Consider the following 25,680-nt stretch of genomic DNA (forward strand, 5'->3'; position numbering starts at 1 on the left):
ACCAGACCAAAATGGACGACTCTTCCAAGACCTTTGCCGCGCAATATGATGCCGGGAAGTCTGGACTCGTCTGGCGCCGCGTCGTGGCGGATCTGGAAACCCCGATTGGTACCTATCTCAAGCTGGCAGCGGGCCGCAGCCATTCCTTCCTGCTCGAAAGCGTGCAGGACGGCACGACGCGCGGCCGCTATTCCATGATCGGTCTCCTGCCGGATCTGATCCTCAGGGTCGAGGACGGCAAGGCGTCGATCAACCGGTCGGCCCAGACCACGCCTGACCAGTTCGAGCCAGTCGATGATCTGCCGCTCGATGCCTTGCGCCAGCTGGTGGCAGAAAGCCAGATCGACATGCCGCCCGGCCTGCCGCCGCAGTCTGCGGGCATATACGGCTATCTCGGCTATGAGATGGTCCGTTATATGGAAGTGCTGCCCAACGCCAATCCGGACGATCTGCAGACCCCAGAAGCCGTATTGATGCGCCCCTCGCTGCTGGCCATCTTCGATACGGTCAAGGACGAGCTCTACCTCACCGCACCCATTTATGTGCGGGAGGGCGTCAGCGCGGCCCAGGCACTTGAAGCCGCGGAAGACCGGATCAATGACGCCATTGCGCGGCTGACACGTGCGACGCCGGCCACCCCTGCCCTGCCAGACCTTGAATCCATCGCGGTCACGAGCAACACCTCGCGCGAGGAATATTTCGAGATGGTGGCGCGGGCCAAGGACTACATAACGGCCGGCGACATCTTTCAGGTGGTGCTCAGTCAGCGGTTCTCGGCCGATTTCACATTGCCGCCCACGGCTCTTTATCGTGCGTTGCGACGCACCAATCCCTCGCCCTACATGTATTTCTTCGATTTCGGCGGCTTCGCCTTTGCCGGATCGAGCCCGGAAATCCTGGTGCGGGTCGCCGATGGTGAAGTGACGATCCGCCCGATTGCCGGGACTCGCAAGCGCGGCGCAACGCCGACGCGGGACAAGGAACTGGCCGCAGAATTGCTATCCGATCCCAAGGAGCTGAGCGAGCATCTGATGCTGCTCGACCTGGGGCGCAATGATGTCGGCCGCGTCGCCAAGATCGGCTCGGTCAAGGTCACCGACAAGTTCTTCCTCGAATATTATTCGCATGTCATGCACATCGTCTCCAATGTGGTGGGCGAACTTGATCCACAATACGACTTCGTGGATGCGCTCTCGGCGGGTTTCCCTGCCGGCACGGTGTCCGGCGCCCCCAAGGTGCGGGCCATGGAAATCATCGACGAGCTGGAAAAATCACGTCGCGGCATCTATGGCGGCTGTGTGGGCTATTTTGGTGCCGATGGCACGATGGACACCTGCATCGTGCTGCGCACGGGGATCGTCAAGGATGGCAAGCTCCATGTGCAGGCTGGTGCCGGGATTGTCGCCGACAGTCGGCCCGAACTGGAGCAGATGGAATGCGAGAACAAGGCCCGCGCCCTTTTCAGCGCTGCGGAGGAAGCGCTACGCTATGCTGGTGAAGCGGGAATTGGGCAGTGATGGACGGGCGCATTCAAGGCCATCGATGGCAAAGCTGGTTCTGAACTTCGCCATGCAGAACCAATCTTTGAGGACAGGCAATGACCAAGACCCTCGTCATCGATAATTACGACAGCTTCACCTATAACCTTGTCCATTATCTGGGCGAGCTGGGTGCGGACATCACGGTCAGGCGTAACGACAAGATTACGCTTGAGGAAATTGCCGTCATGTCGCCGGAAGCAATTGTGCTTTCTCCCGGGCCCTGCACGCCCAACGAGGCAGGCATCTGCCTGGCTGTGATCGACCGATTCAAATCAACCATTCCCATGCTGGGCGTGTGCCTGGGGCATCAGGCCATGGGCCAGGCCCTCGGCGGAGACGTGGTTCGCGCGCCGAGCCTGTTCCACGGCAAGACCAGCACCATCAATCATACCGGCAAGGGCATATTCCGCGGCCTCAATGACCATTTCGAGGCGACGCGCTATCACTCGCTGATCGTCAAGGCCGATAGCCTGCCGGGAGATCTTGAGGTGACGGCCAGCACCGATGATGGCCTGATCATGGGCATGCAGCACAAGACCCTGCCCATCCACGGCGTGCAGTTCCATCCCGAAAGCATTGCTTCGGAGAACGGACATGCGCTCCTGCAGAATTTCCTCAACATCGCCCGCGACTTCAACGGACGAAAGGCTGCCTGATGGATATCAAGCAAGCGCTCAACAAGATCGCTGATGGCAAGGACCTGACCGGCGAGGAGATGCGCGGTGTCATGCGCATCATAATGGCCGGCGAAGCCACCCCAGCGCAGATCGGCGCTTTTCTCATGGGCATGCGCATCAAAGGCGAGACTGTCGGTGAGATCGCCGCCGCGGTCTCGATCTTGCGCGAGCAGATGGTGCCGGTCGCTGCACCCGAGGATGCCATCGACATCGTCGGCACTGGTGGCGATGGCGTGGGAAGCCTCAATATTTCCACTGCCACGGCTTTGGTTGTCGCGGCGGCCGGGGTGCCCGTGGCCAAGCATGGCAACAAGGCCCTGTCATCGCGCTCGGGGTCCTCCCAGGCGCTCGAGGCACTGGGCGTCAAGCTCGACCTGACACCCGAGCAGATCGGCCAGACCATTGCCCAAGCCGGCATCGGCTTCATGTTCGCGCCCAATCATCATCCGGCCATGCGCCATGTCGGTCCTGCGCGCGCAGAGATGGGCGTAAGGACGCTATTCAATCTGCTGGGACCACAATCCAATCCGGCGGGGGTGCGGCGCTACTTGCTGGGTGTCTATGCGCAGGAATGGGTCGAGCCGGTTGCCGCGGCACTGCTGGCCAACCGCGCAACCAAGGCCTGGGTGGTGCATTCGAGCGAAGGGCTGGATGAGCTTTCGACGTCGGGGCCTAATTTCGTGGCAGAGATTGCCAACGGAAATCTACGCAGTTTCGAGTTGCACCCCGAGCAAGTCGGGCTGACACTGACCGATCCCAAGGAGCTGCTGGGCGGTGAGCCGGCCGAGAACGCGGCGGCCATTGTGGCCCTCTTCGATGGTGCACCAGGCGCCTATCGCGATACCGTACTGCTCAATGCCGGTGCGGCGCTGCTGGTGGCTGACAAGGTCGACACCATCGAGGACGGCATCGCACTGGCCCGAGAGACAATTGACACTGGCAAGGCAAGGGACACCCTGGCCCGCCTTGTTGCCGTATCGAACGGATAGGACTGATGAGCGATATTCTCAAGCAGATCGAAGCCTATAAGCGCGAAGAGATTGCCGCCGCCAAGTCGATGCGGCCCTGGGCGGAAGTGGTGGCCGAGGCGCATGACCAGCCGGCACCGCGCGGGTTTCTCAAGGCTATCAAGGCAAAACGAGCCACGGGCGACTACGCCCTGATCGCCGAGGTCAAGAAGGCCAGCCCGTCCAAAGGATTGATCCGCGCCGACTTCAATCCGGCCGAGATCGCCAGGGCCTATGAGCTGGCCGGCGCGACTTGCCTGTCCGTGCTAACCGACCGTCCCAGCTTTCAGGGGGCTCCCAGCTATCTCATCGAGGCGCGTGCGGCCACAAAGCTGCCGGTGCTGCGCAAGGACTTCCTGTTCGAGACCTATCAGGTGGCGGAGGCACGGTCCTGGGGTGCGGACTGCATCCTGATCATCCTTGCGGCGGTGGGCGACGATGTCGCGCGCTATCTGCTCGATGCCGCCGAAGAATGGGGCATGGACGCGCTGGTGGAGGTGCATGATCAGCTTGAGCTGGACCGCGCCCTGGCACTGGATGCCAAATTCATCGGCGTTAACAACCGCAATTTGCGCACGTTCGAAACCACGCTCGAAACCACGGTCAATCTGGCGGCGGGTGTGCCGGACGACGTGCTGCTGGTCAGCGAAAGCGGCATTGTCACCCATGAGCACGTCAAAATGCTCGACGAGCGATGCAATGTCGGCACGTTCCTGGTCGGCGAAAGCCTGATGCGACAGGACGATGTCATGGCCGCCACCCGTTCGCTGCTGATGGGCGCTCCGGAAACCGTGCGCTGATGAGCGGCGGGCTCACCCACCTAAACGAAAAGGGCGAGGCCCGGATCGTCGATATTGGTGACAAGGCGGTTACCAGACGCCGGGCAGTGGCTCAGGCAGTGCTGTGTGGCAAGGCCGAGACAATTGCCACAATTCTGGATGGTGGCCTGAAAAAAGGTGACGCTTTGGCCGTGGCGCGTGTCGCGGGCATCATGGCGGCGAAGAAGACCTCGGAGTTGATCCCGCTCTGTCATCCCATTGCGCTGACCAAGGTCAGCGTCGACATCACCGGCAATGGCGAGGGCCGTATTCTTGTTCTTGCCACCGCTGAGACAACGGGCCAGACCGGCGTCGAGATGGAGGCGTTGACGGCGGCCTCGGTGTCGGCTCTCACACTCTACGACATGGCCAAGGCCATTGACCGGGCCATGGTTATTTCGGACCTCTGCCTGGTTGAAAAATCCGGTGGCAAATCGGGCGACTTCGTGCGGTCGCCATGAGCCTATTGCCGGTCGACGATGCCTTGAAAGCCATTCTGGCGCGCGTCCCGCCTGTGACCGCCGAGCAGGTTGCACTTGACCAGGCCAATGGCCGTGTCCTGGCCGCCCCCGTCATTGCCGGACACAACCAGCCGCCATTCGATGCCAGTGCGATGGACGGCTATGCCATGCGCGCTGAGGACGTTAGCGAGGGCGCCCGGCTCAGAGTCATCGGCACATCGCAGGCGGGCGCAAGCTATGGTGGGGGTGTCCATCGCGGAGAAGCTGTCCGCATCTTCACCGGGGCCCCTGTGCCGCCGGGTGCGGACACAGTCATCATGCAGGAAGAGGCGGTACGCGAGGGTGATTTCGTTACCTTCACTGTCCCTGCCCGCCGCGGTCATAGCGTGCGCCCCAAAGGTAACGATTTTTCGACCGGTCAACAGCTCCTGAAGGCTGGAACCCGGCTAACCCCGATGCAGATTGCCGTTGCTGCGGCCGCCAACCAGGCCAAGCTTTCGGTTGCCAGGCGAGCGAGAATTGCTCTGCTCGCTACCGGTGATGAACTGGTGCCGCCGGGAACGCCACTTGGACCGGACCAGATCGTGGCTTCAAACAGCATCGGGCTGTCGGCCATGTTGTCCCCCTATGCGCGCCAGATCAGCGATCACGGCATAGTGGCAGATAAACCTGATCAGCTCCGCGAAACACTGCAGGGCATCCTCGCTGCCGAGCCAGATTTCCTCATCACCACGGGCGGCGCATCGGTGGGCGAGCACGACCTCGTGCAGGATATCCTAAAGACCCTCGGCGTATCGCTCGACTTTTGGCGCATCAATATGCGGCCGGGCAAGCCTTTGATGTTTGGTACGCACGGACGCACTCTTGTGTTCGGCCTGCCGGGCAATCCGGTGTCGGCTATGGTCACCGCCATGGTGTTCATCAAGCCTGCCCTGCGCGCCTTTCTCGGGCATGCCGACCCGGAACCCTGGCAACTGCCCCTTGCCGCGCCCACACCGACCAACACCGCCCGGCGGCACTTCATGCGCGCCCGGCTGGTACAGACAGATGGCGGTATGCAGGCGCAGCCAATCAGCCAAACCGATAGCGGCCACACATCATCCCTGGCAGCAGCAGATCTGTTGATCGTCCAGCCCGAGCATGATCCAGGGCAGCCCGCAGGTGCCCTAGTGGAGGCGATGCCCATCGACGGCTTCTGACCTGCAAGCTGGCGGGCAACCCGTTCATCTTTGAGGTTCTGGAGGGGCATTGCAGAACATAACTGGAACATGTATGGTCGTTCCGTCTATGTTCCGATTCTGGGGTCGAGGGGCCAATGCTGACACGCAAACAACATGAGCTGCTGATGTTCATCCATGAGCGGATGAAGGAGAGCGGCATCCCCCCGAGCTTCGATGAGATGAAGGACGCCCTTGATCTGGCATCGAAATCCGGCATTCACCGCCTGATTACCGCGCTTGAAGAGCGCGGCTTTATCCGCCGCCTGCCCAACCGGGCTCGGGCGCTGGAGGTGGTGAAACTCCCCGATTCGATGAACCCGTCACTGGGCGGCCGCAGGGCCCGGTTCGAGCCGGCGGTGATTGAAGGCAATCTTGGCAAGGTTGCCTCGCCGCCGGCGCGCGGCACAACGGCTGGCGGCGAAGACTACGCACGGCCGGTCTCAATTCCCGTCATGGGCCGCATTGCCGCCGGTACGCCAATCGAGGCTATCCAGTCTCATTCCCACACAATTTCCGTGCCGCCCGAAATGCTAGGAGCCGGCGAACACTATGCCCTTGAAGTGCGCGGCGATTCGATGATTGACGCTGGCATTTTCGATGGCGATACGGTGCTCATCAAAAAGCAGGAACATGCCTCGACCGGCGAGATCATCGTTGCCCTGGTCGATGACGAGGAAGCCACGCTCAAGCGTCTGCGCCGCAAGGGCGATACGGTGGCGCTCGAAGCGGCGAACCCGGCCTATGAGACCCGAATCTTTCCGCCCGACCGGGTCAAGGTGCAGGGGCGCCTTGTGGGGTTGATGCGGAAGTACTGATATGCCGCTTTCCTCGCCACAGGCCGCCTGCGTTTCTATGGTGAGGAAATCAACAAACACCGGTTTGATCTGCTCCTGCTGGTGCTTTGACCACTTCGATTTGTTTGTGCCCATGATTGCGGCCATCTGTTCGGATTTGATGGCTGCTGGGCGAGCCGCAAGTAGCAGGTGGCACCCGATTTTTTGTCCGGGCACTCGCGGAAATCCGGACCCGTCATCAGTAAAAAGCCCGCCAGATTGGCGGGCTTTCGGTTTACTCGAGCGTTGCAAAGACTAATGGTTGTCGCGCGGCAGGCCTTCGGTCTGGGCGATGCGCTGATATTTTTCGGCCGGCTTGAGAATGGCGCCGTCGCCGAGTTGTCCGACCAGGCCACGTTGGATTTCCTGCCAGGGCGTCTGGTGCTTGGGGAACTGATAGCCGCCTTCGGCCTCGAGTGCCACACGGCGGGTCGCGATTTCCTCATCCGAGATAAGGATGTTCGCTTCCCCCTTGTTGAGGTCGATGCGCACGCGATCGCCAGTCTTGAGAATGGCGAGGTTGCCGCCGGCTGCAGCCTCCGGCGAGGCATTCAGGATCGAGGGGGAGCCCGAAGTGCCTGATTGGCGGCCGTCACCGATGCAGGCCAGCGAGGACACACCCTTCTTGATGAGATAGGCCGGGGGCCGCATGTTGACGACCTCGGCGGCGCCCGGATAGCCGATCGGGCCAGCGCCACGCATAAAGAGTAGCGTGTGCTCGTCGATTTCCAGCGCCGGATCATCGATACGGTGGTGGTAGTCTTCCGGACCGTCAAAGACCACGGCCTTGCCTTCGAACATGCCCGGATGGGCAGGGTCGGAGAGGTAGCGTTCCCTGAACTCGGGACTGATGACGCTGGTCTTCATGATGGCACTGTCAAACAGGTTTCCGCGCAGCACCAGGAAACCGGCCTCTGTCTTGAGGGGATTGTCGAAGTGGCGAATGACCTTGTCGTCTTCGATGACGGTGTTGCGGCAGTTCTCGCCAATGGTCTTGCCGTTGACGGTGGGGGCATTCTCGTGAATCAGCCCCTGCCCCATCAATTCGTTGACCACCGCGGGAACGCCGCCGGCATGGTAGTAGTCCTCGCCCAGATATTCGCCGGCCGGCTGCAGATTGACCAGCAACGGTACCTTGTGACCGTGCTGCTGCCACTCGTCGATATTGAGGTCGATGCCGATATGCTTGGCAATGGCATTGATGTGGATCGGGGCATTGGTTGACCCGCCAATGGCGGAGTTTACCACAATGGCGTTGAGGAAGTTTTCCTTGGTGAGGATATCGGAAGGCTTGAGATCCTCATGCACCATCTCGACGGCACGTTTGCCCGTGCGCCAGGCCATTTCCTGGCGGTCACGATAGGGTGCGGGGATGGCGGCGGAGCCCGGCAACTGCATGCCCAGCGCCTCGGCCAGAGAATTCATCGTGGTGGCCGTGCCCATGGTGTTGCAATAGCCGGTGGAGGGCGCGGACGAAGCGACCAGTTCGATAAATTTGGGATAGTCGATCTCGCCGGCGGCCAGCATTTGCCGGGCCTTCCAGACGATTGTACCGGAGCCCGTGCGCTCGCCCTTGTGCCACCCGTTGAGCATCGGACCCACCGAGAGTGCGATGGCGGGGATGTTGACTGTCGCCGCACCCATCAGCATGGCTGGCGTGGTCTTGTCACAGCCGATGGTCAGCACCACGCCATCAAGCGGGTAGCCATAGAGGACTTCGACGAGGCCCAGATAGGCGAGGTTGCGGTCAAGACCTGCTGTGGGGCGCTTGCCGGTTTCCTGGATTGGATGCACCGGGAATTCAATAGCGATACCACCGGCCTCACGAATGCCCTCGCGGACACGTTCGGCCAAGACCATGTGATGGCGGTTGCACGGGCTGAGATCCGATCCCGTCTGCGCGATGCCGATGATCGGCTTGCCCGACTGCAGTTCCTCGCGCGATACCCCGAAATTCATGTAGCGCTCAAGATAGAGCGCGGTCATGTCGGGATTGTCGGGATTGTCAAACCATGCGCGCGAGCGAAGCTTGCGGCTGCCGGCGCCGCCATTTTCTGCAGTCATCTTGCCTGTTCCTTGCTGTTCCGCCAGGGAGCGGATCTGAGGGCCTTGTTTGAAACCGTTCTATCACGCGAAGTGGCGCTGTGAATGGGTCTGACTTAAAAAATCATACAAATCAGGCAAACTGTGGCATGGATGGCGGCAAATCTGGCTGGCACGGTGGCCGGCTTGCTCGGGATAAGCAGTGTTGCCCGTCTTCCAAGAATCGCGGCGAGAGGATTGGAACTGGCCAGAGCGCAAAAGGGCCTCTAGGGTCGCGCCCGCTGTGGTCAGGATCGGCAAAGAGGGATTGATTTGAGCGAAGCAATTGCGTGGGTTGGCGTGGACTGGGGAACGTCCAATCTGAGAGCCTGGGTTATTGGAGGAGATGGCGAGGTCACCGGCCAGGCCGAATCTGACCAGGGGATGGGCAAGTTGGCGCGCGAGCAGTTTCCTCAGGCGCTGCAGGATGTTCTTGATCGGTTGGCCCTGCCCGAGGGCAAGGTGGACATCGTCATTTGCGGGATGGCTGGAGCGCGGCAGGGCTGGCTGGAAGCGCCCTATCTCGAAGCGCCAACGGATCTTGCATCACTTGGCGCCGGCGCCGTGCATCCTGGCATGCAAGATAAACGGCTGAACGTGTCCATTTTGCCCGGTGTGTGCCAGCGCGTCGGCGGTGAGGACGTCATGCGTGGCGAGGAGACACAATTGCTGGGCCTCGCCAGCCTATCGCCCGGCTATACGGGTCTTGTCTGCATGCCCGGAACGCACTCGAAATGGGCGCGCCTGGAGGGAACGCGGATTGAGCACTTTTCCACGGCCATGACCGGCGAGATGTTCGCCCTGCTCAAGACTCAATCGGTGTTGCGCCACTCATTGGGTGGTCCGCTGGAAGGACCAGCACAGGATGAGGGATTTGTGGCGGGTGCGCGCGACGGGCTCGACAACCCGGCGGCGCTGCTGGGGCAGTTGTTCACCGTGCGCGCCGCGTCGCTCCTGTCGGGAAAGACACCCGACTGGTGTGCCGGTTACCTGTCCGGTCTACTGATCGGTACCGAAATCGCCGCAACCCTTAGCGATATTGGAACCGATCCAGTGCCGCTGATAGGTTCTGCCAAGCTCTGTGGCCTTTATATGCGGGTACTGAACATGGCCGGAGCGTCCGGCCGCCTCGTTGATTCAACCGAAGTCGTGCTGGCCGGTCTCAAGACCGCGCGCGTCCATAGCCTAAGGACTTGACCGTGAGCCATCGTCATATCATCGCCATTCTGCGCGGCATCACGCCGGATGAGGCCGTGCCGGTCTGCACCACGCTGGTCGAGGCCGGCATCACGCTGATCGAGGTGCCGCTCAACTCCCCCAACGCGGTTGAGAGCATAGGGCGCGCGGCCAAGGCGTTGTCGGATCGTGCCGAGATCGGTGCGGGAACCGTACTGACGCCGGAAGACGTGCGGGCCGTAGCCGGTGCGGGGGGTACCTTCATCGTATCGCCCGACACCAATGCAGAGGTGATCGGCGAGACGGTGCGGTTGGGCCTCAAATCCTATCCCGGCGTATTTTCGCCAACAGACGCCTTTGCAGCCATCCGGGCCGGTGCGACCGGGCTCAAATTCTTTCCTGCCGAAGTGCTGGGTGCCAAAGGGATAAAGGCCATGAAGGCTGTGCTGCCGCCCGACCTGCCGCTCTATGCCGTGGGCGGTGCTAATCCGGACAATTTCAACGAGTTCTTTGCCGTTGGCTGCGCTGGATTCGGATTGGGAACCTATATCTTCAAGCCGGGAATGAGCGTGGATGAAGTCCGCGAGAAGGCCAATCTGGCAGTTGCGGCATACGACCGGGGAGCAGCGAAATGACGGAGACCGCCAAGCTTCTCGTGGATAGCCAATGTGCCCTCGGTGAGGGTCCCTTCTGGCACCTGAGCCGCGCGCAATTGTTCTGGTTCGACATAAACAACAACACGCTTTTCGCCGCGAGCGCCGATGGCGAAACGCAGGGAAAATGGCATTTCGATGAAGTCGTGGCGGCGGCCGCGATCATCGATGACACGTCACTGGCATTGGCGACCGAGACCGGCCTGAAGCGCTACGATCTGGTTACGGGTGAGACCGTGCATCTGGTCGATATCGAGCAGGATGTGCCAACCAATCGCACGAATGACAGCCGCGTGCATCCGTCCGGAGCCTTCTGGATTGGCACCATGGTCAAGGATGAAGGCCCCAAGGACGGGGCGGTATATCACTACCGCTCCGGCAAGCTGACCAAAATCATCTCCAACGTGGCCATTCCCAACGCAACCTGCTTCTCGCCCGATGGCCGGACGGCCTACTGGACCGACACACCGGAACAGAAGATCCTCAAATGCCCCACCGATCCCGAAACAGGCATGCCGATTGGCGAATGGGAGCTGTTTGCTGACGTTGCCGAGCACCGTGGCTATCCTGATGGGGCGGTCGTCGATAGCGCCGGCTATTTGTGGAATGCCCGCTGGGGCGGTTCCTGCGTTATTCGATACGCACCTGATGGGACCATCGATCGCATCGTGGAGGTGCCGGTCAGCCAAGTCACCTGTCCCGCATTTGGCGGCAAGGATCTAAGACGGCTCTTCCTGACCACCGCCAACAAGACCATGTCGGCCGAACAGCTGGCGGCAGAAAAGGTCGCTGGCGGCGTGTTCTACATAGACGTCGACGTGGCCGGGCAGCCCGAAGCCAAGATCGTGCTCTAAATTCCATCAAGCGTGGCGGACACTGGTGTTATGGCTGCGCGACGCGCCAGGGGCGATTGAGGTTTGCAATGGCCGGCCGGATGTCGAACTGCGCAGCCGAGTGGTTCCAGACCAGCCAGTGCACGCCGCTTCGGGAAAGCTCCGTTGGGCCAACGACCTGGCTAACGGCGAAGCAGTGCTCGGGCGGGCGAATGCGCGCAATAACGAGGTCATGGAGACCGCAATCCTCGGCGAACGCTGCCGCATTGCGAATGACAGCCACGCTGTAGGCAGGATTGGTGAGAATGCAGCCGAGACTGTCGCAGCGGGCTGCGGGGTGAGTTCCGGCGATGTCCGTTTGGTAATGATCGCTCCAGACATCGACGGCGAAACTTCCAGTGCGCCCGGTGACCAGGGCCATGGAGTCGCCATTGCGCACGGCGACGGCCTGCGTGGTGTCGGCGATCAGAATGTCGGGGCGCGGGTCGAGCCCGGCGACCAGAATAACGGGCAGGGCCAACAAGGGCGCGAGCAGCCGCCAATGGCTTCCGATGAAAGCGAACCAGGCCAAGGCAGCCACGCCAAGACCAAGCGTCCAGCTGGCCAGAAGCGGGTTGCCTGTCCATCCCTGGCTCCAGGCGGCCACCAATTCAGCCACATCGATCATACGGTCGATTCCCCAGCCCATCACTTCGAGAAATGGGCCCTCAAGTCCGAGGAGCATTGTGAGCACGGAGACCACGCCAAAGGGCATGATGACAAGGCTCACAAAGGGCAAGGCCAGCACGTTGCCGATGACGCCGAGCGGAGCGGTCTGCTGGAAATGGTAGGCTGAGAACAGCAGGGTTGCGAGCCCGGCAACGAGACTGGTCCAGGCCGTTGCGGCGACGAGCCCGCCCAGCCTTGCCAAACGGCCGGATGCCGGCGCGGGAAGCGCCCGGGGCAGTTCGTAGATTCCGATCAAGCCGACCACGGCGGCAAAGGACAGCTGAAAGCTGGGCCGGAATACGCTCGCCGGGTCCATCAGAATGATGACAACTGCGGCGATGGCAACATTGCGCATGGTTAGCGCCTGCCGGCCGGCCAGCACAGCGCCGAACATCAGGACAAGCATGAGGGTGGATCGGAAGGCGGGGACATTGCCGGCACCCCCTGCGAGCAGCAGATAGAGAAATGCGGCAACAATTCCGACCAAGGCGGAAATCTGCTTGATGGGCCAGCCGACCAGCGCGGGTACAGAGGCCAGGGCAAGACGCATAAGCCAGAAAATGCCACCAGCCACGATGGACAGGTGCAAGCCAGAAATCGAATAGATATGCGCCAGACCCGAGGCTGCCATAACGTCTCGGGTGTTGTCGGATATATCGCTTTGATCGCCAACGACCATGGCCTTGCCAATGGCTGCGGTCGCGCCATCCAGGGTCGTATCAATTCGGGCTGCGATTGCGCTACGCAAGCTCTGGACCTGCCGGGCCAGGTTCCACCCGTCGCCGCTGGACAGCGCTTCAACTGCGCCAGTGGTCGAGCCGTAGGCGCCAACACCGATGAAGTAGGAATGAGACTGTCCGTCATGGCTGCCGGGCAACACCGGACCTGGAATGGGAGCCAAACGGAGAGGAGCGCGAATTCGGTCACCCGGCGCAAGCATGGCACCGCCCGCCATGACGATGCGGGCCCGGCGGATGGGCAAGGGCCGAGCGTCACCCACCGGGGTCAGTTGCGAAGCAATCACCCGGACGCGGTTCTCATCTGCTGACAATATCTCGTCGATCTGCGCTTCGTAGGTGCCATATGCGGGATAGGCCAGCATAGGCGTGCCGAAAGCGAGGCCGTGCATAGGCAGGAGACAAAAGCCCAGCCACAGGGCGGCAAGCTGAACGAAAATTCTAAACCCAGTGAGCGCCTTTGCAGCGATGATGCAGACCAGCGCCAGGGCCAGTGCGGCGGTGACGGTGGCTAGAAGGATCGCGGAGGGCTCGGTGGGCAGGAGCGCATAGGCGATAAGCCCAGCAATCATCGAAAACGGCAGCAAGACGAAGAGGCGCCGCCTCTTCATCGCTTCGGCGATTGTGGCGCGCAGTCGAGCTCCGGCGCCGATGCGGTCTGTTCCTGGCCAGGGCCGTTCGGCACCGGGCGTGCGGAACCATCCGGTCAAGCCGGAGCCGGTGTCAAAGGCCCTTTGTCCTGCCCCCATGCGCCCTGCCCTTGCGCTCAAGCCCGCCTATGCTACACACGGCCCGAAATTTCTCAAATGCTTCCGGTTCCCCATGTCCCAGGTCGTCACCCGCTTTGCTCCTTCTCCCACCGGCTATCTGCATATCGGGGGCGCGCGGACGGCGCTGTTCAGTTGGGCCTATGCGAAGAGCAAGGGCGGCAAGATGCTGCTGCGCATCGAAGATACCGACAGGGAACGCTCGACCGAGGCGGCGGTTACGGCGCTGATCGAGGGGTTGACGTGGCTCGGTCTCGACTGGGAAGGCGAACCCATCAGTCAGTTCGCGCGCGCTGCGCGCCATGCCGAGGTGGCCCACGAGCTGGTGAAAATGGGGCACGCCTATTATTGCTATTGCTCTCCCCAGGAGCTGGAGCAGATGCGCGAGGAGGCCCGCGCCGCCGGCAAGCCACCGCGATACAATGGCTACTGGCGCGATCGCGACGCGTCGGAAGCCCCTGCCGAAATCAAACCGGTGATCCGCATCAAGGCGCCGCTGGAAGGCGAAATCGTGGTGCGCGACCATGTGCAGGGCGAGGTGGTGTTCAAGACCGAGAACCTGGATGACTTCATCATCCTGCGCTCGGACGGCACACCGACCTATATGCACGCCGTGGTGGTCGACGATCACGACATGGGCGTGACCCATATCATTCGTGGCGACGACCACCTGACCAATGCCGCGCGCCAGATCATCATCTACAATGCGATGGGCTGGACGGTGCCGGAGATGGCCCACATCCCACTGATCCACGGGCCGGATGGCGCCAAGCTTTCCAAGCGGCACGGCGCGCTCGGGGTCGAGGCCTATCGGCAGATGGGGTATCTCCCCGCAGCGTTGCGCAACTATCTGGCTCGACTTGGATGGAGCCATGGCGACGATGAGTTCTTCAGCACCGAGCAGATGGTGGAATGGTTCAGCCTCGAGGCCCTCAACAAGGGGGCGGCGCGCTTTGACTTCGTCAAGCTTGAGAACATCAACGGTCACTATATTCGCGAAGCCGACCCCGCCTATCTCTACGAAGTGATGGTCGAGACCGCCAGAGAAGTGGGTCGCGATGAGGACGCCAAGGGGTTGGTGGCCAACCACAACACCGTTCTGGCGGCCCTGCCCGAGTTGCAGCCCCGCGCCAAGACCGTGCTCGAATTGATCGACCTAGCGCAGTTCATCTATGCCCTGCGCCCGATCCAGCCGGACGAGAAAGCTGCCGCCTTGCTGACAGATGAAGCGCGCACTGTGCTCAGGAGTGTTGCCGATACGTTAGGGGGTCTTGCCGATTGGTCAGTGCCGAGCATTGATGCGGCCATGCGTGCCCTGGCGGAAGAACAGGGTCTCAAGCTGGGCAAACTGGCACAGCCTTTGCGTGCAGCGCTCACTGGACGCACTGTTTCTCCGGGGATTTTTGAGGTCATGGTGCTGATCGGGCGGGAAGAAAGCCTTGCCCGACTCAGTGACCAGACTGCCGCGTGAGTTGCGATAGCGCGTCCTGTCGCCAGTCTGTCGGATAGATAAGTCATACTCACCTATCGGTTGCTTGCGATGGGCAAGACCTGATACCTCTGCACCGGAAAATCGGCGCTTTGAAGGCGCCGCCCCCAGATCCGCATTTCCTGTCCTTTCCTGCGGACGATCGGGGTGAAGCGAGGAGAGCTCAATGACCGAAAAAGTCGCCAAACTCGTCATCGGAGACCAGACCCACGAATTCCCTATATTGAGTGGTACGGTGGGTCCGGATGTGATGGATATCCGTTCGCTCTACGCCAAGACGGGGTTGTTCACCTATGACCCAGGGTTCACTTCGACGGCAGCGTGCGATAGCGCCATTACCTATATCGATGGCGACAAGGGCGAGTTGCTCTATCGCGGCTATCCGATTGAGCAGTTGGCCGAAAAGTCCAGCTACCTCGAGGTCTGCTATCTGCTGCTCTATGGCGAACTGCCGACACAGACGCAGTTCAAAGAGTTCGAGCAGCTGGTGACGCGCCACACCATGGTGCATGAACAGATGCACTATTTCTATCGTGGTTTCCGCCGCGACGCGCACCCCATGGCCATCATGACCGGCGTCGTGGGCGCCATGGCCGCCTTCTACCACGACAGCACCGACATCAACGATCCGCAGCAGCGCGAAATCGCCTCGATCCGCATGATCGCCAAGATGCCGACGATTGCTGCGATGGCCTATAAATACTCTGTTGGCCAGCCCTTCGTTTATCCGCGCAATGATCTCGATTACGCGTCGAACTTCCTGCATATGTGCTTCTCGGTTCCGGCCGAGGAATACAAGGTCGACCCGAAGATCGCCCGCGCCATGGACCTTATTTTCACGCTCCATGCCGACCACGAGCAGAACGCTTCGACGTCGACCGTCCGTCTCTCCGGCTCGTCAGACGCCAATCCGTTCGCCTGTATCGCGGCGGGCGTGGCCTGCCTCTGGGGCCCGGCGCATGGCGGTGCGAATGAGGCCTGCCTCAACATGCTGCGCGAAATCGGCACGGTTGACCGCATTCCGGAATTCATCGAGCGCGCCAAAGACAAGAACGACCCGTTCCGCCTGATGGGCTTTGGTCACCGCGTCTATAAGAACTTCGACCCGCGCGCCAAGGTCATGCAGGCCACGGCGAAGGAAGTGCTGGAAATCCTGGGGGTCGGCAACAATCCGACGCTGCAGGTTGCGCAGGAACTCGAGCGCATCGCGCTTGAGGACCAGTACTTCATCGACCGCAAGCTTTATCCCAATGTCGACTTCTATTCGGGTGTGATCCTGGATGCGATCGGCTTCCCGACCTCGATGTTCACCGTGCTGTTCGCCGTCGCCCGCACCGTTGGCTGGATCAGCCAGTGGAAGGAAATGATCGGCGATCCGCAGAAAAAGATTGGCCGTCCGCGCCAGCTCTACAATGGGGCTACCGAGCGCGACTATTCGCCGATCAGCGACCGTTGATTCTGCCAAATTTCGAGGATCCGGTCCGCCGGATCCTCACGAAGATGCGGGGGTAATCCCGTTTCCATGATCCGTTGAAGCTCGTCAAAGGCCTCTATCTGGTCCTGGCGGGCTTTTTTGTTGCCCAACAGATCAAGCATAGCGGATTTTGGAGGCCCGGCCACGAGAGGTGCCGCAACGAACTCGGGGACAATGGGGTGGCCAAGAATAATGTTTGGCAGGGACACCTGGGGACGACCAAGCTTTGCATAGGCGCGGGACTGGTGCGCATCGAGCGCGTAGACGACCACCATGGGCACGCGCGCAAGTGCCAGCTCCAGTGTCACGGTGCCTGATACGCAAATTGCGCCAATGGCTTGTTGATAGATGTCGCGGCGCATGGCGCGCGTTTCCACGATGCGGACCGGCGCGGGCCAATTGGCTGTCTCCGAAACCAGCCTGTCGCGCAGCCGGGGCAATGTTGGAATAACCAGTTCAGTCACAGCATGGTGGCTCGCCAGATCTGCGACCATTTCGGCCAGTATAGGAAGGTGACGACGCAGCTCGCCATTGCGGCTGCCCGGCAGGAGGATCAGGGTACCCTCTTGCGCTGGAATGCGGGTTGGCAGAGCTTCTGCCAGCGCAGGATGACCGACGTAGCTCGTCGCTGGTCCACCCAGCCTAATCATCGCATCTGGTTCAAAGGGCAGAACAGCCAGGACCGCGTCAAAGAGCGGGGCCAGGCGTGCTGCCCGTTCAGGATGGCGGGCCCAGACCGAGGGAGCCACGTAGAGGACCAGCCGTCCAGTATAGCCGCGCTTGCGCAGTCGCGCTGCCAGAAGCCTCGAAAAGTCTTGGGCATCGACCAGGACGACCATATCCGGATTCGCCGCCAGGATGGCCCGCGCCGTCTGTTCGAGCCGCCAGAGCAGGCGCGGCAGGTTGAGCACCACATCGGTGATACCCATGACGGCGAGATCCGACATGGGATAGAGCGATGTCAGCCCCTGCCCTGCGAGTTCATCACCACCGACTCCGGACAGATCCAGAGACACCTTGCTTCGCAGCCGGGCAACCAGGTCAGCGGCGATGCGGTCGCCGGAGGGTTCACCAGCCAGAATGAAGAGGCGCAGTGTCTCGGTCATGTCGCCTCCGGACTGGATGGCTACTCGGTTTCGTGGCCGTTGCGCGGGAGCAGGATGGGGCGGTCTTGGGCCTCGGCAATGAAGCGGACAACATCCTGGACGAGGGCGTCCTGACTGAAAATCTCCGCCGCGTCTTCCACACGTTCACGCAGGGTGCCTTCGCTGGCAAATATCTGCCGATAGGCTGCGCGCAGGCGGTGGATGGCCTCGCGTTCAAACCCGCGCCGCTTGAGGCCAATCAGGTTGAGGCCGGTCAAGGTGGCGCGGTTGCCGACTGCCATGCCGTAAGGAATGACGTCGCCATCTACCATGGACTGCGCGCCGATAAAGGCATGGGCGCCGATGCGCGTGAACTGATGAATCACGCAGGTGCCGCCGAATATGACGTTGTCACCCACCCGCACATGGCCGGCAATGCCGACATAATTGGCCAAGATGACATTGTTACCCAGAATCGCGTCATGGGCGACATGGGCGTTGGCCATGATCAAGCAATTGTCGCCGATCCGGGTGATCATGCCGCCATTCTCGGTGCCCGGATTAATGGTCACCGATTCCCGGATCGTGCAGTTCGCACCGATTTCGAGGCGCGAGTCCTCGCCATGGAATTTGAGATCCTGTGGCTGGTGGCCCACCGAGGCAAAGGGAAAAATACGCGTACCGGGCCCGATAGTCGTATTACCCTCAACAACGGCGTGAGACACCAGCTCGACATTGTTGCCAAGGGTCACATTGCTGCCGACGATGCTGTATGGACCAATGCGGACACCGGAACCAAGCCTCGCCCCGTCGGCGACAATCGCCGTCGGGTGAATATTCGGGGCTGTCACGCTTCAGCCCCGACAATCATCGCGGTGATTTCAGCTTCGGCTATGACTGTGCCATTGACTTTGGCCTTGGCCTCATAGCGTCCCACATTGCGGCGGCGATGCATCTTGGTGATGTGGAACTCGATGGTGTCGCCAGGCCCAGCGGGCTTGCGGAAACGCGCATTGTCCACGCCCAGCATCAACACAATATTTTTCCGACCACCAGTCGAGTCATGCTTGATGACGATGGCGCCAGCGGTCTGGGCCATACCTTCAATAATCAGAACGCCCGGAAAGATCGGGTTGTTGGGGAAGTGCCCGAGAAAGATCGGCTCGTTGTACGTGACATTCTTGATGCCGATGGCGGATTCATCGCCATCGATCTCCACGATCTTGTCGATCATCAAGAAAGGATAACGGTGCGGCAATGCTTCGAGTATCTCGGCGATATTCATAGCATTGAGTTCGGTAACGGCGGCGGTATCGTTCATCCCCGCTTTTCCCCCTTCGACAGTTTCCGCACAACGGCGAGTTCACGCCAGAAATCTCTTATGTCCTGCGCCGGAGCGCCAGCAAGCTTGGACCCGGCCGGCCAGTCCTTGGTCACAGCGGCCCTGCCGTGAATGACTGAGCCGGCGCCGATGCTCAAGTGACCAGAGGTACCGACGCCGCCACCCATCAATACGCCGTCGCCCACAATGGTCGAGCCAGACAGGCCGCTCATGGCGGCGATCAGGCAGTTGCGGCCAATGCGGCAATTGTGGCCGATCTGGACCAGATTATCGATCTTGGAGCCTTCGCCAAGCACGGTATCGCCGAGAGCCCCACGATCGATGGTACTGTTGGCGCCGATCTCCACGCGATCCTGGATAACAACACGGCCGAGCTGAGGAATCTTGCGGTTGGACTGCCCGAAGTCGAGCCAGCCAAAGCCTTCCGTACCGATGCGCACGCCCGAGTGTATCACCACTTCGTTGCCGAGATGGGCACAGTCGATCGTGCAATTGGCCGCGATGACGCAGTTTCGGCCGATTGTCACGCCGGCGCCAATGACAGTGTTGGCGCCAATGACCGTGCCGCGACCGATCTCAACGCCTGCGCCAACCACGACATTGGTCCCCAAGGTCACGTCCCGCTCAAAGACCGGCGCGCCGAGGTCCTCTCGGCCGGCTGCAATGATAGAACGCGTGCTTGATGGATAAAGCGCGTCGAGAATGTCAGCAAAGACGTTGTGCGGCTTGTCCAGCACAATAGCCAGGCAACCCTCGGGCACCGCGTCTTTCAGGGCCGGCGAAACGAGCACCGCGCCGGCAGCCGTGGCGCGCAGTTCCTCAATATAGCTGGGCTGCGCCGCCAGGGCCAAGTCACCCGGGCCTGCCAGGTCAAGCTCTGCCACCCCGGTGATGACGAGATCGGGATTGCCGTGCGCTTCCGCCAAGGCGGATTGATCAATCCGTACAAGCAGGGAACTCAGGGATTGCGGACCAGCAAAGCGATGGAAACGGATATCGACCATTGTGTCACTTGAAACAGTAAGAGCCGCGGCGCTACCGCCCCGCGGCTCCAAACAACTTTTCCACGCCGGCCAGACTAGAGCAAGGTCGAGATGGTGAACTGGAACAACTGCGTACGATCGTCGGTCGATTTGTTCAGGACGTGCGCAAAGTCGCCGCGCAGGGGGCCGAACGGTGAATCCCAGATAAGTGATGCACCAACCGAAGTACGCCACGGCTGGTCGTTGCTTGTAGCAACCGCACCACCACCACCGATGATGTTACTGCTGTCGCCAATCCAGGCAGCGTCTGCCCAGACTGCACCGCTCAGGCCGTAGCTCTCCGGCAGGCCGGGGATCGGGAACTCGATCTCACCCGAGATGCCGGCAAACATCGTCGTACCGACATATTCACCAGTGGCCAGGCGCGGACCAAAGCCACGGCTATCGAAGCCGCGGATGAGCTGCGAACCAGGGGTGAAAGCCTCCACCGAGTGAACTGCACCGCCATTCAGGCTATTGATGACACCGGCTTGGCCGCGGACGCTGCCCACCACGCCGCTGTCGGGGATCAGTGGCACGAAGTAGCGTGCACGTGCCTCGGTGCGCAGCAGATTGTGATCCCAACCGATATAGCGCTGCGTAAAGGTCGCATAGAGACCTTCGGTCGGGTTCGTGGTGTCGTCAACGCCATTCCAGGTCAAGGTGTAGCCAACAAACGCCTTGTTGAACTGCTGACCATTGGCAACCAGAGTCGAATTCGGCGCTTGGGCGTCGGCGATAACCATGCGTTCGTAGCCGCCGAAGAACTGCGCATTGAGAGCGCTTGTCAGCGGGACGCCTACGCGCAACTGGCCGCCAGTGATCTGCGTGCCGTAGAAGCTGTTCGAGGTTTCGTCGTTGATGCGATGATAGGCATCCACGCCGGCCGACACCTTGAGCCCCATGAAACGCGGCTCGGTGAACGAGAAATCGAAGGTACGGCCGGACTGCGATGCGCCAATCGCCGCCCGCAGATATTGCCCGCGACCCAGGAAATTGCGCTCGGTTAGCGACAGCTCGCCCAGGATGCCGTCCGTTGTCGAATAGCCGGCAGTCGCGCCATACTCGCCTGTTGAGGTTTCTTCGACGTTGATATTGAGGACAATCTTGTCCGGCGCAGAGCCGGGAGCCGTGGAAATGTCGATGCGCGAGAAATAACCGAGGGCATCGATATTGTTGCGGCCACGGATAACCATGGAACGGTTGAACGGGTCGCCTTCTGCAAAGTCCAGCTCGCGACGAATGACAAAGTCACGCGTCTTGATATTTCCGGTAATGTTGATGCGCTCGACATAGATGCGGGCACCCTCGTCCACCAGATAAGTGACGTTGAAGGTGTTGGTCGCCACATCGCGGTCAAGGCGAGCCCGGACGTCAGCGAAAGAGTAGCCCTGCGCTGTCGCCTCGTAAGCCATTTCTTCAATGGACTGCTGCAGATCGAGCGAGGAATAGGTCGCGCCTTGGCCGGTACGGACCGTGCCGCGCAGCACATCGGTATTCAGGCCATCAATGCTGGTTTCGATGCCAACGTTGCCGAATTCATACCTCTGACCTTCATTGACGGTCACATTAATGAAGTAGGCGTTGCGCGCAGCGTCATACTCGGCAACCGAGTTGACCTGCGCGTCGGGGAAGCCGCGATTGGCGTAATAGGCCCGGATCCGCTCCCGGTCGATCGCCATCTTCTGCTCGTCATAGGTGTCGTCGCGGAGCAGCCAGCTCAGAATGCCGGACTCCTTGGTCAGCATGGCACCCTTGAGATTGCCTGCGCCGATGGAGTTGTTGCCGGTGAAATTGATGGCGGCAATGCCGGCGCGCTCACCTTCGTTGATCTCGAAGATTACGCGAACGCGGCCGTCAGCCGTCTGTTCGGTGCGAGCGGTGACCGAGACGGAATTGAACCCGTCGCGATCGTAGGCCAGCCGAATGCTCTCGATATCAGCATTCAAGCGCTGCTGACTGTAAATTCCCGAGGTGGAAATATCGACCATGGTCAGGAGCTGACTATCGGGGAAGCGGCGATTGCCCTCGAACAGCACCGAAGCAACCAGTTGCTCCTGTGCCTGTGCAGTCACGACGCCAAGGACAGGCACGCCGGCGGCCATGGGGGCAGCCCCCAAAATGGCGATCGCCGAAACCGCGCCACGCATCAACTTGGTGGGGTGAATCATATTGTTATTGCCTTCTGCGACCCGCTCGGAGAATCGTCATGCACAGCGCTCCTCCAAGCTAACTCCATTGAAGTGTTTTACTGTTTTTTTAACCAGGAACAAGGCGTGAGTGCTCACGCGGTTAGCAATTCATTGGCGACCTTGTATTCATGCAACACCTTGCGAACCAAGGTTAACAGAGCGTTAGCGCAGAATCCCGAAGTGGTCGAACACGGTGTCGTTGAACAGCGTAAACACCATGAGCGCAAGTACAAGAGCGAATCCGAAGCGGAAGCCGATTTCCTGGATACGCATGCTCAGGGGGCGGCCGCGTACAGCTTCGATGAGGTAGTACAGCAGGTGACCGCCATCGAGCATCGGTACCGGCAGCAGGTTGAAGATACCAATGTTGAGTGACAGTAGTGCCATCAGGTTGATAAGGGCAACGACGCCCAAAGTCGCCACTTCGCCTGATACCTTGGCCACCTTGACCGGCCCGCCAAGCTGCTCGACATCGCCGCGCCCGACAAAGAAATCTCCGAGGAACGCTGCGGTGCGCTGCACGATGAACCGGATTTCTTCAAAGGTCATGCCGATCGCCTCGATGGGACCGGGGCGGTACAGTGTCACATCGGTTTCGTCGACGTCGCGGGTGACGCCAATACGCCCGATGCGCTGGTCGTTGCCAAAGCGGTCTTCTATCTCAACGGCTTCGGGCACCAGGGTCAGCGTCTGTGCCGCGCCGTCGCGCAGCAAATCCACGATCACCGGCCGTTCCGGACTCGTGGCGACATAGCGCTGGAAATCTTCAAAGCCCCGAACCTCATAGCCATCGACCGCCACGATCTCGTCGCCTGGCAAAAAGCCGGCGGCTTGGGCAACCGAGCCCTCCATCACCTCGCTGATAACGGGTGGGATGGAGTATCGGCCATAGCCAAGCAGCAATGCATAGAGGATGAGAAAGGTCAGCAGCACATTGGCTATCGGACCGGCTGCGACGATGGCAATGCGTTGCCAGACGCTCTTGTTGACGAACAGGCGCGGGGCCAAGGCAGGATCAATCTTTGCCGCGGCATCGGGGTCCGGCACGCTCGCCGGATTCATGTCTCCAACGAAGCGAACATAGCCGCCCAGAGGGATGGCTGAAATCCGCCAGCGGGTCCCGTGTCGATCGTTCCAGCCAAACAATTCGCGACCGAAGCCGACCGAAAAGGTGTGGATGGCCACGCCGTTCCAGCGGGCCACCAGATAGTGACCCATTTCATGGATGAAGACGATGACGGTCAGAACAACGAGGAATGGAACCAGGTAGGACAACAGCCAATAAGCGAAATCAAACATAAGTAATCCGTACTCTCACTCGCAAATCGGCCGGGCACACTCCTACCAGTAGAGCAGGCCCGCGGCTATCGCTCCGAACCCGGCATGGGCTCCACCCACCAATACGACCAGAAACACGCCGAATGTTAGGCTATCCAAGCGGTCCATAAGGCCGCCATGGCCGGGGATGATATCGCCACTGTCCTTGATGCGGAAATAGCGCTTGATGGCACTTTCGGCCAGATCGCCGGCCTGGCCCAGTATGCTGATCGTCGCAGACAGCAGAATGCCAATCCAGATCGGTGAATCGGTCAGCCAGAGCCAGACCAGCAAGCCTGCTCCTGTACCGAGTGCAAGTCCGCCAAGGGCGCCGGACCAGGTCTTGGATGGCGAAATATCCGGCGCCAACTTCCCGCCGCCGATCTGCCGGCCGGCGAAGAAGGCGGCAGAGTCCGTCATCCAGACAACGGTGCCCAGGTAGACGCCTGCCCAGATGCCCGCCGGCTCCGTACCCCGCATAGCCAATAGCGAGGTAATCAGCGCGCCGAACAGGAGCAGGCCGACAATTCTCCAGACCATGTGCTCGCGCTCCATGGTCAGCACAAGAAGACAGGCCAGTAGAATGACACCAACTGGCCCCAAAAAGCCGACCAGCGGGTACAGCAGGCCTGCCAAGCCGACAAGCGCGATGAGCGCCATGCCGCGCGAGGTGAGCGGTGCCCGGGTCACCATCGTCTCCCACTCACGATAAGCGAGCGCATAGACAACACCGACGACCGCGGCAAACAGATAGCTGCCCACATATAGCGCGCTAGCCGTGAGGACAATCAGTACCGCTGCCGAGGCCAGCCGAGGGCCAATGTCTGCCCAGGAACGCCGTGCAGGCATAGGAGGATCAACGTCGGGATCGCCCTGCCTTTTCACCGCTGATCTTCCCCAACGCCACCGAAGCGCCGATCGCGTCGCGTATAGGTATCGAGAACCCGCAAGAAACTGGCTTCATCGAAATCCGGCCAATGCTCATTGACGAACACGAATTCGGAGTATGCCGCCTGCCAGAGCAGGAAATTGGACAACCGCTGCTCGCCGCTCGTGCGAATTATGACGTCCGGATCGGGCATGCCGGCGGTATAGAGCGCGTCGCCAAGGCGTTGCTCATCAATGTCATCGGGATTGAGGCGACCGGCTGCAACCTCGCGCCCCAAATGACGCGCTGCAGCAGCAATCTCGGCCTTGCTGCCATAATTGAAGGCAACCGCCAGTGTCAGACCGGTATTGGCCTGCGTCTTGGCTTCCACATCGTCAATGAGCTTGACGAGGGACGGATCCAGACCTTCGCGCGTGCCAATGATCCGGACCCTGACGTTGTTCCGAATCAACCGCTGCAAATCCGATGCAACAAAACGGCGCAGCAGATTGAAAATGAATGACACTTCCTCGGACGGCCTGGACCAGTTCTCTGACGAGAAACTGAAGACAGTCAGATAGGACACGCCGTAGGTGATGCAGTACTCGACCAGTCCACGGAGGGATTTGACGCCTTCCACATGCCCTTCGGTGCGCCGCCTGCCGCGCTGTCTGGCCCATCGCCCGTTGCCATCCATGATGACGCCGAGATGGCGCGGAATCTTAAGGCCCGCGCCTGGCTCAAGCTTCACACTGGCGGCCGGTTCCCCTGCCATCAACGCCTCCCCGGCGCGAGATCATGCAATATCAGACCTGCATGATCTCCTGTTCCTTGGTTGCGACGATGGTGTCGATTTCCGCAACCGCATCATCGGTGGCCTTCTGCACCAGATCCGATTGCTTCTTGGCATCGTCCTGGCTCATGTCGCCGTCTTTCTCCGCCTTTTTCAAGGCATCCATGCCGTCGCGGCGGATGTGGCGCACGGCCACGCGCGCCTGCTCGGCATAGGTGTGAGCGACCTTGGCCAATTCCTTGCGGCGCTGCTCATTGAGTTCAGGCAAGGGGACGCGGATGACCTGCCCCTCGCCCATCGGGTTAAGGCCTAGGCCGCTGTCACGGATGGCCTTCTCGACGGCGTTGGCATTGGATCGGTCCCAGACCTGCACGGAAAGCATGCGGGGCTCGGGCACAGTAACCGTTGCAACCTGATTGAGCGGCATGCGCGAGCCATAAACGTCCACGGTCACCGGATCGAGAAGGCTGGCACTGGCTCGCCCGGTTCTCAGGCCACCCAGCTCATCCTTGAGCGACGCGATAGACTTCTGCATGCGCGTCTTGAGGTCTTTGAGATCATAAGTTGAGGCCATTGCCGTTTCCT

General features: G+C 60.8%; 23 protein-coding genes. 12 read left to right on the forward strand and 11 right to left on the reverse strand.

The annotated features are described in order from the left end of the window. Positions 1–11: 11 nt before the first annotated feature. The 7 genes from trpE (at position 12) to lexA (ending at position 6,539) form a co-directional block, all read left to right on the forward strand. Entirely contained in the window at positions 12–1,517 is a 1,506-nt protein-coding gene (gene trpE / locus ACE4RL_RS12315; RefSeq protein WP_375597425.1) for an anthranilate synthase component I, read from the forward strand. A gap of 80 nt (positions 1,518–1,597) precedes the next feature. Continuing rightward, positions 1,598–2,197, forward strand: a complete 600-nt coding sequence (locus ACE4RL_RS12320; RefSeq protein ID WP_375597426.1) for an anthranilate synthase component II — start codon at positions 1,598–1,600, stop codon at positions 2,195–2,197. Continuing rightward, complete coding sequence (gene trpD, locus ACE4RL_RS12325; RefSeq protein WP_375600276.1) at positions 2,194–3,207, forward strand: anthranilate phosphoribosyltransferase; 1,014 nt, start codon at positions 2,194–2,196, stop codon at positions 3,205–3,207. The genes ACE4RL_RS12320 and trpD overlap by 4 nt, the downstream gene beginning before the upstream one ends. Positions 3,208–3,212: 5 nt before the next feature. After that, a complete protein-coding gene (gene trpC, locus ACE4RL_RS12330; protein ID WP_375597427.1) occupies positions 3,213–4,025 on the forward strand; it encodes an indole-3-glycerol phosphate synthase TrpC in 813 nt (270 codons plus the stop codon). Next, on the forward strand, positions 4,025–4,504 hold the full coding sequence (gene moaC / locus ACE4RL_RS12335; protein ID WP_375597428.1) for a cyclic pyranopterin monophosphate synthase MoaC: 480 nt from the start codon (positions 4,025–4,027) through the stop codon (positions 4,502–4,504). The genes trpC and moaC overlap by 1 nt, the downstream gene beginning before the upstream one ends. Next, a complete protein-coding gene (glp, locus tag ACE4RL_RS12340) occupies positions 4,501–5,703 on the forward strand; it encodes a gephyrin-like molybdotransferase Glp (RefSeq protein WP_375597429.1) in 1,203 nt (400 codons plus the stop codon). Before moaC ends, glp begins: the two co-directional genes overlap by 4 nt. Positions 5,704–5,819: 116 nt before the next feature. Then, positions 5,820–6,539 carry a transcriptional repressor LexA gene (gene lexA / locus ACE4RL_RS12345; protein WP_375597430.1) on the forward strand — a complete coding sequence of 240 codons (720 nt, stop codon included), beginning with the start codon at positions 5,820–5,822 and terminating at the stop codon, positions 6,537–6,539. 273 nt (positions 6,540–6,812) lie between these two features. On the opposite strand, the gene ACE4RL_RS12350 is transcribed toward lexA, so the two are convergent. Then, a complete protein-coding gene (locus ACE4RL_RS12350; protein ID WP_375597431.1) occupies positions 6,813–8,621 on the reverse strand; it encodes an IlvD/Edd family dehydratase in 1,809 nt (602 codons plus the stop codon). 291 nt (positions 8,622–8,912) lie between these two features. Here ACE4RL_RS12350 and ACE4RL_RS12355 point away from each other — a divergent pair, with 291 nt between their 5' ends. The 3 genes from ACE4RL_RS12355 to ACE4RL_RS12365 are packed head-to-tail and all read left to right on the forward strand — an operon-like array spanning position 8,913 to position 11,322. After that, the gene (locus tag ACE4RL_RS12355; protein ID WP_375597432.1) at positions 8,913–9,836 is read left to right on the forward strand and encodes a 2-dehydro-3-deoxygalactonokinase; all 924 of its coding nucleotides are present in this window, start codon (positions 8,913–8,915) and stop codon (positions 9,834–9,836) included. 2 nt (positions 9,837–9,838) lie between these two features. Next, on the forward strand, positions 9,839–10,450 hold the full coding sequence (locus ACE4RL_RS12360) for a 2-dehydro-3-deoxy-6-phosphogalactonate aldolase (protein WP_375597433.1): 612 nt from the start codon (positions 9,839–9,841) through the stop codon (positions 10,448–10,450). Then, positions 10,447–11,322, forward strand: coding sequence for an SMP-30/gluconolactonase/LRE family protein (locus ACE4RL_RS12365; protein ID WP_375597434.1), 876 nt, complete (start codon positions 10,447–10,449; stop codon positions 11,320–11,322). Before ACE4RL_RS12360 ends, ACE4RL_RS12365 begins: the two co-directional genes overlap by 4 nt. Before the next feature lie 28 nt (positions 11,323–11,350). Here ACE4RL_RS12365 and ACE4RL_RS12370 read toward each other — a convergent pair whose 3' ends face one another. Beyond that, positions 11,351–13,495, reverse strand: coding sequence for a ComEC/Rec2 family competence protein (locus ACE4RL_RS12370; protein WP_375597435.1), 2,145 nt, complete (start codon positions 13,493–13,495; stop codon positions 11,351–11,353). Positions 13,496–13,568: 73 nt separating this feature from the next. Between ACE4RL_RS12370 and gltX the strand changes: the two genes are divergently transcribed. Continuing rightward, complete coding sequence (gene gltX / locus ACE4RL_RS12375; protein WP_375597436.1) at positions 13,569–14,984, forward strand: glutamate--tRNA ligase; 1,416 nt, start codon at positions 13,569–13,571, stop codon at positions 14,982–14,984. A 184-nt stretch (positions 14,985–15,168) separates the two neighbouring features. Next, a complete protein-coding gene (gene gltA / locus ACE4RL_RS12380; protein ID WP_375597437.1) occupies positions 15,169–16,458 on the forward strand; it encodes a citrate synthase in 1,290 nt (429 codons plus the stop codon). Here gltA and ACE4RL_RS12385 read toward each other — a convergent pair. The 9 genes from ACE4RL_RS12385 to frr all read right to left on the reverse strand — a co-directional run bounded on the left by ACE4RL_RS12385 (position 16,434) and on the right by frr (position 25,669). Then, entirely contained in the window at positions 16,434–17,582 is a 1,149-nt protein-coding gene (locus tag ACE4RL_RS12385; RefSeq protein WP_375597438.1) for a lipid-A-disaccharide synthase, read from the reverse strand. The genes gltA and ACE4RL_RS12385 overlap by 25 nt on opposite strands. A gap of 20 nt (positions 17,583–17,602) precedes the next feature. Beyond that, on the reverse strand, positions 17,603–18,412 hold the full coding sequence (gene lpxA / locus ACE4RL_RS12390; RefSeq protein ID WP_375597439.1) for an acyl-ACP--UDP-N-acetylglucosamine O-acyltransferase: 810 nt from the start codon (positions 18,410–18,412) through the stop codon (positions 17,603–17,605). Then, on the reverse strand, positions 18,409–18,882 hold the full coding sequence (gene fabZ, locus ACE4RL_RS12395) for a 3-hydroxyacyl-ACP dehydratase FabZ (protein ID WP_375597440.1): 474 nt from the start codon (positions 18,880–18,882) through the stop codon (positions 18,409–18,411). The genes lpxA and fabZ overlap by 4 nt, the downstream gene beginning before the upstream one ends. Next, on the reverse strand, positions 18,879–19,907 hold the full coding sequence (lpxD, locus tag ACE4RL_RS12400; RefSeq protein ID WP_375597441.1) for a UDP-3-O-(3-hydroxymyristoyl)glucosamine N-acyltransferase: 1,029 nt from the start codon (positions 19,905–19,907) through the stop codon (positions 18,879–18,881). The genes fabZ and lpxD overlap by 4 nt, the downstream gene beginning before the upstream one ends. 74 nt (positions 19,908–19,981) lie before the next feature. Next, entirely contained in the window at positions 19,982–22,096 is a 2,115-nt protein-coding gene (bamA, locus tag ACE4RL_RS12405) for an outer membrane protein assembly factor BamA (RefSeq protein ID WP_375597442.1), read from the reverse strand. 183 nt (positions 22,097–22,279) lie between these two features. Continuing rightward, entirely contained in the window at positions 22,280–23,416 is a 1,137-nt protein-coding gene (gene rseP / locus ACE4RL_RS12410) for an RIP metalloprotease RseP (protein ID WP_375597443.1), read from the reverse strand. Between the two features lie 42 nt (positions 23,417–23,458). After that, entirely contained in the window at positions 23,459–24,283 is an 825-nt protein-coding gene (locus tag ACE4RL_RS12415) for a phosphatidate cytidylyltransferase (protein WP_375597444.1), read from the reverse strand. A 32-nt stretch (positions 24,284–24,315) separates the two neighbouring features. Beyond that, entirely contained in the window at positions 24,316–25,077 is a 762-nt protein-coding gene (locus tag ACE4RL_RS12420; protein WP_375597445.1) for an isoprenyl transferase, read from the reverse strand. 31 nt (positions 25,078–25,108) lie between these two features. Then, on the reverse strand, positions 25,109–25,669 hold the full coding sequence (gene frr / locus ACE4RL_RS12425) for a ribosome recycling factor (protein WP_375597446.1): 561 nt from the start codon (positions 25,667–25,669) through the stop codon (positions 25,109–25,111). Positions 25,670–25,680 lie beyond the last annotated feature (11 nt).

Origin of the sequence: Devosia polycyclovorans (assembly GCF_042181575.1) — a bacterium.
Classification (GTDB): Bacteria; Pseudomonadota; Alphaproteobacteria; order Rhizobiales; family Devosiaceae; genus Devosia; species Devosia polycyclovorans.

Bases quoted from the DNA above. Each gene is read 5' to 3' on its own strand.
- trpE (WP_375597425.1), top strand. From the start codon at position 12: ATGGACGACTCTTCCAAGACCTTTGCCGCGCAATATGATGCCGGGAAG.
- ACE4RL_RS12320 (WP_375597426.1), top strand. From the start codon at position 1,598: ATGACCAAGACCCTCGTCATCGATAATTACGACAGCTTCACCTATAAC.
- trpC (WP_375597427.1), top strand. From the start codon at position 3,213: ATGAGCGATATTCTCAAGCAGATCGAAGCCTATAAGCGCGAAGAGATT.
- moaC (WP_375597428.1), top strand. From the start codon at position 4,025: ATGAGCGGCGGGCTCACCCACCTAAACGAAAAGGGCGAGGCCCGGATC.
- glp (WP_375597429.1), top strand. From the start codon at position 4,501: ATGAGCCTATTGCCGGTCGACGATGCCTTGAAAGCCATTCTGGCGCGC.
- lexA (WP_375597430.1), top strand. From the start codon at position 5,820: ATGCTGACACGCAAACAACATGAGCTGCTGATGTTCATCCATGAGCGG.
- ACE4RL_RS12350 (WP_375597431.1), bottom strand. From the start codon at position 8,621: ATGACTGCAGAAAATGGCGGCGCCGGCAGCCGCAAGCTTCGCTCGCGC.
- ACE4RL_RS12365 (WP_375597434.1), top strand. From the start codon at position 10,447: ATGACGGAGACCGCCAAGCTTCTCGTGGATAGCCAATGTGCCCTCGGT.
- ACE4RL_RS12370 (WP_375597435.1), bottom strand. From the start codon at position 13,495: ATGGGGGCAGGACAAAGGGCCTTTGACACCGGCTCCGGCTTGACCGGA.
- gltX (WP_375597436.1), top strand. From the start codon at position 13,569: ATGTCCCAGGTCGTCACCCGCTTTGCTCCTTCTCCCACCGGCTATCTG.
- gltA (WP_375597437.1), top strand. From the start codon at position 15,169: ATGACCGAAAAAGTCGCCAAACTCGTCATCGGAGACCAGACCCACGAA.
- ACE4RL_RS12385 (WP_375597438.1), bottom strand. From the start codon at position 17,582: ATGACCGAGACACTGCGCCTCTTCATTCTGGCTGGTGAACCCTCCGGC.
- fabZ (WP_375597440.1), bottom strand. From the start codon at position 18,882: ATGAACGATACCGCCGCCGTTACCGAACTCAATGCTATGAATATCGCC.
- lpxD (WP_375597441.1), bottom strand. From the start codon at position 19,907: ATGGTCGATATCCGTTTCCATCGCTTTGCTGGTCCGCAATCCCTGAGT.
- bamA (WP_375597442.1), bottom strand. From the start codon at position 22,096: ATGATTCACCCCACCAAGTTGATGCGTGGCGCGGTTTCGGCGATCGCC.
- rseP (WP_375597443.1), bottom strand. From the start codon at position 23,416: ATGTTTGATTTCGCTTATTGGCTGTTGTCCTACCTGGTTCCATTCCTC.
- ACE4RL_RS12415 (WP_375597444.1), bottom strand. From the start codon at position 24,283: ATGCCTGCACGGCGTTCCTGGGCAGACATTGGCCCTCGGCTGGCCTCG.
- ACE4RL_RS12420 (WP_375597445.1), bottom strand. From the start codon at position 25,077: ATGGCAGGGGAACCGGCCGCCAGTGTGAAGCTTGAGCCAGGCGCGGGC.
- frr (WP_375597446.1), bottom strand. From the start codon at position 25,669: ATGGCCTCAACTTATGATCTCAAAGACCTCAAGACGCGCATGCAGAAG.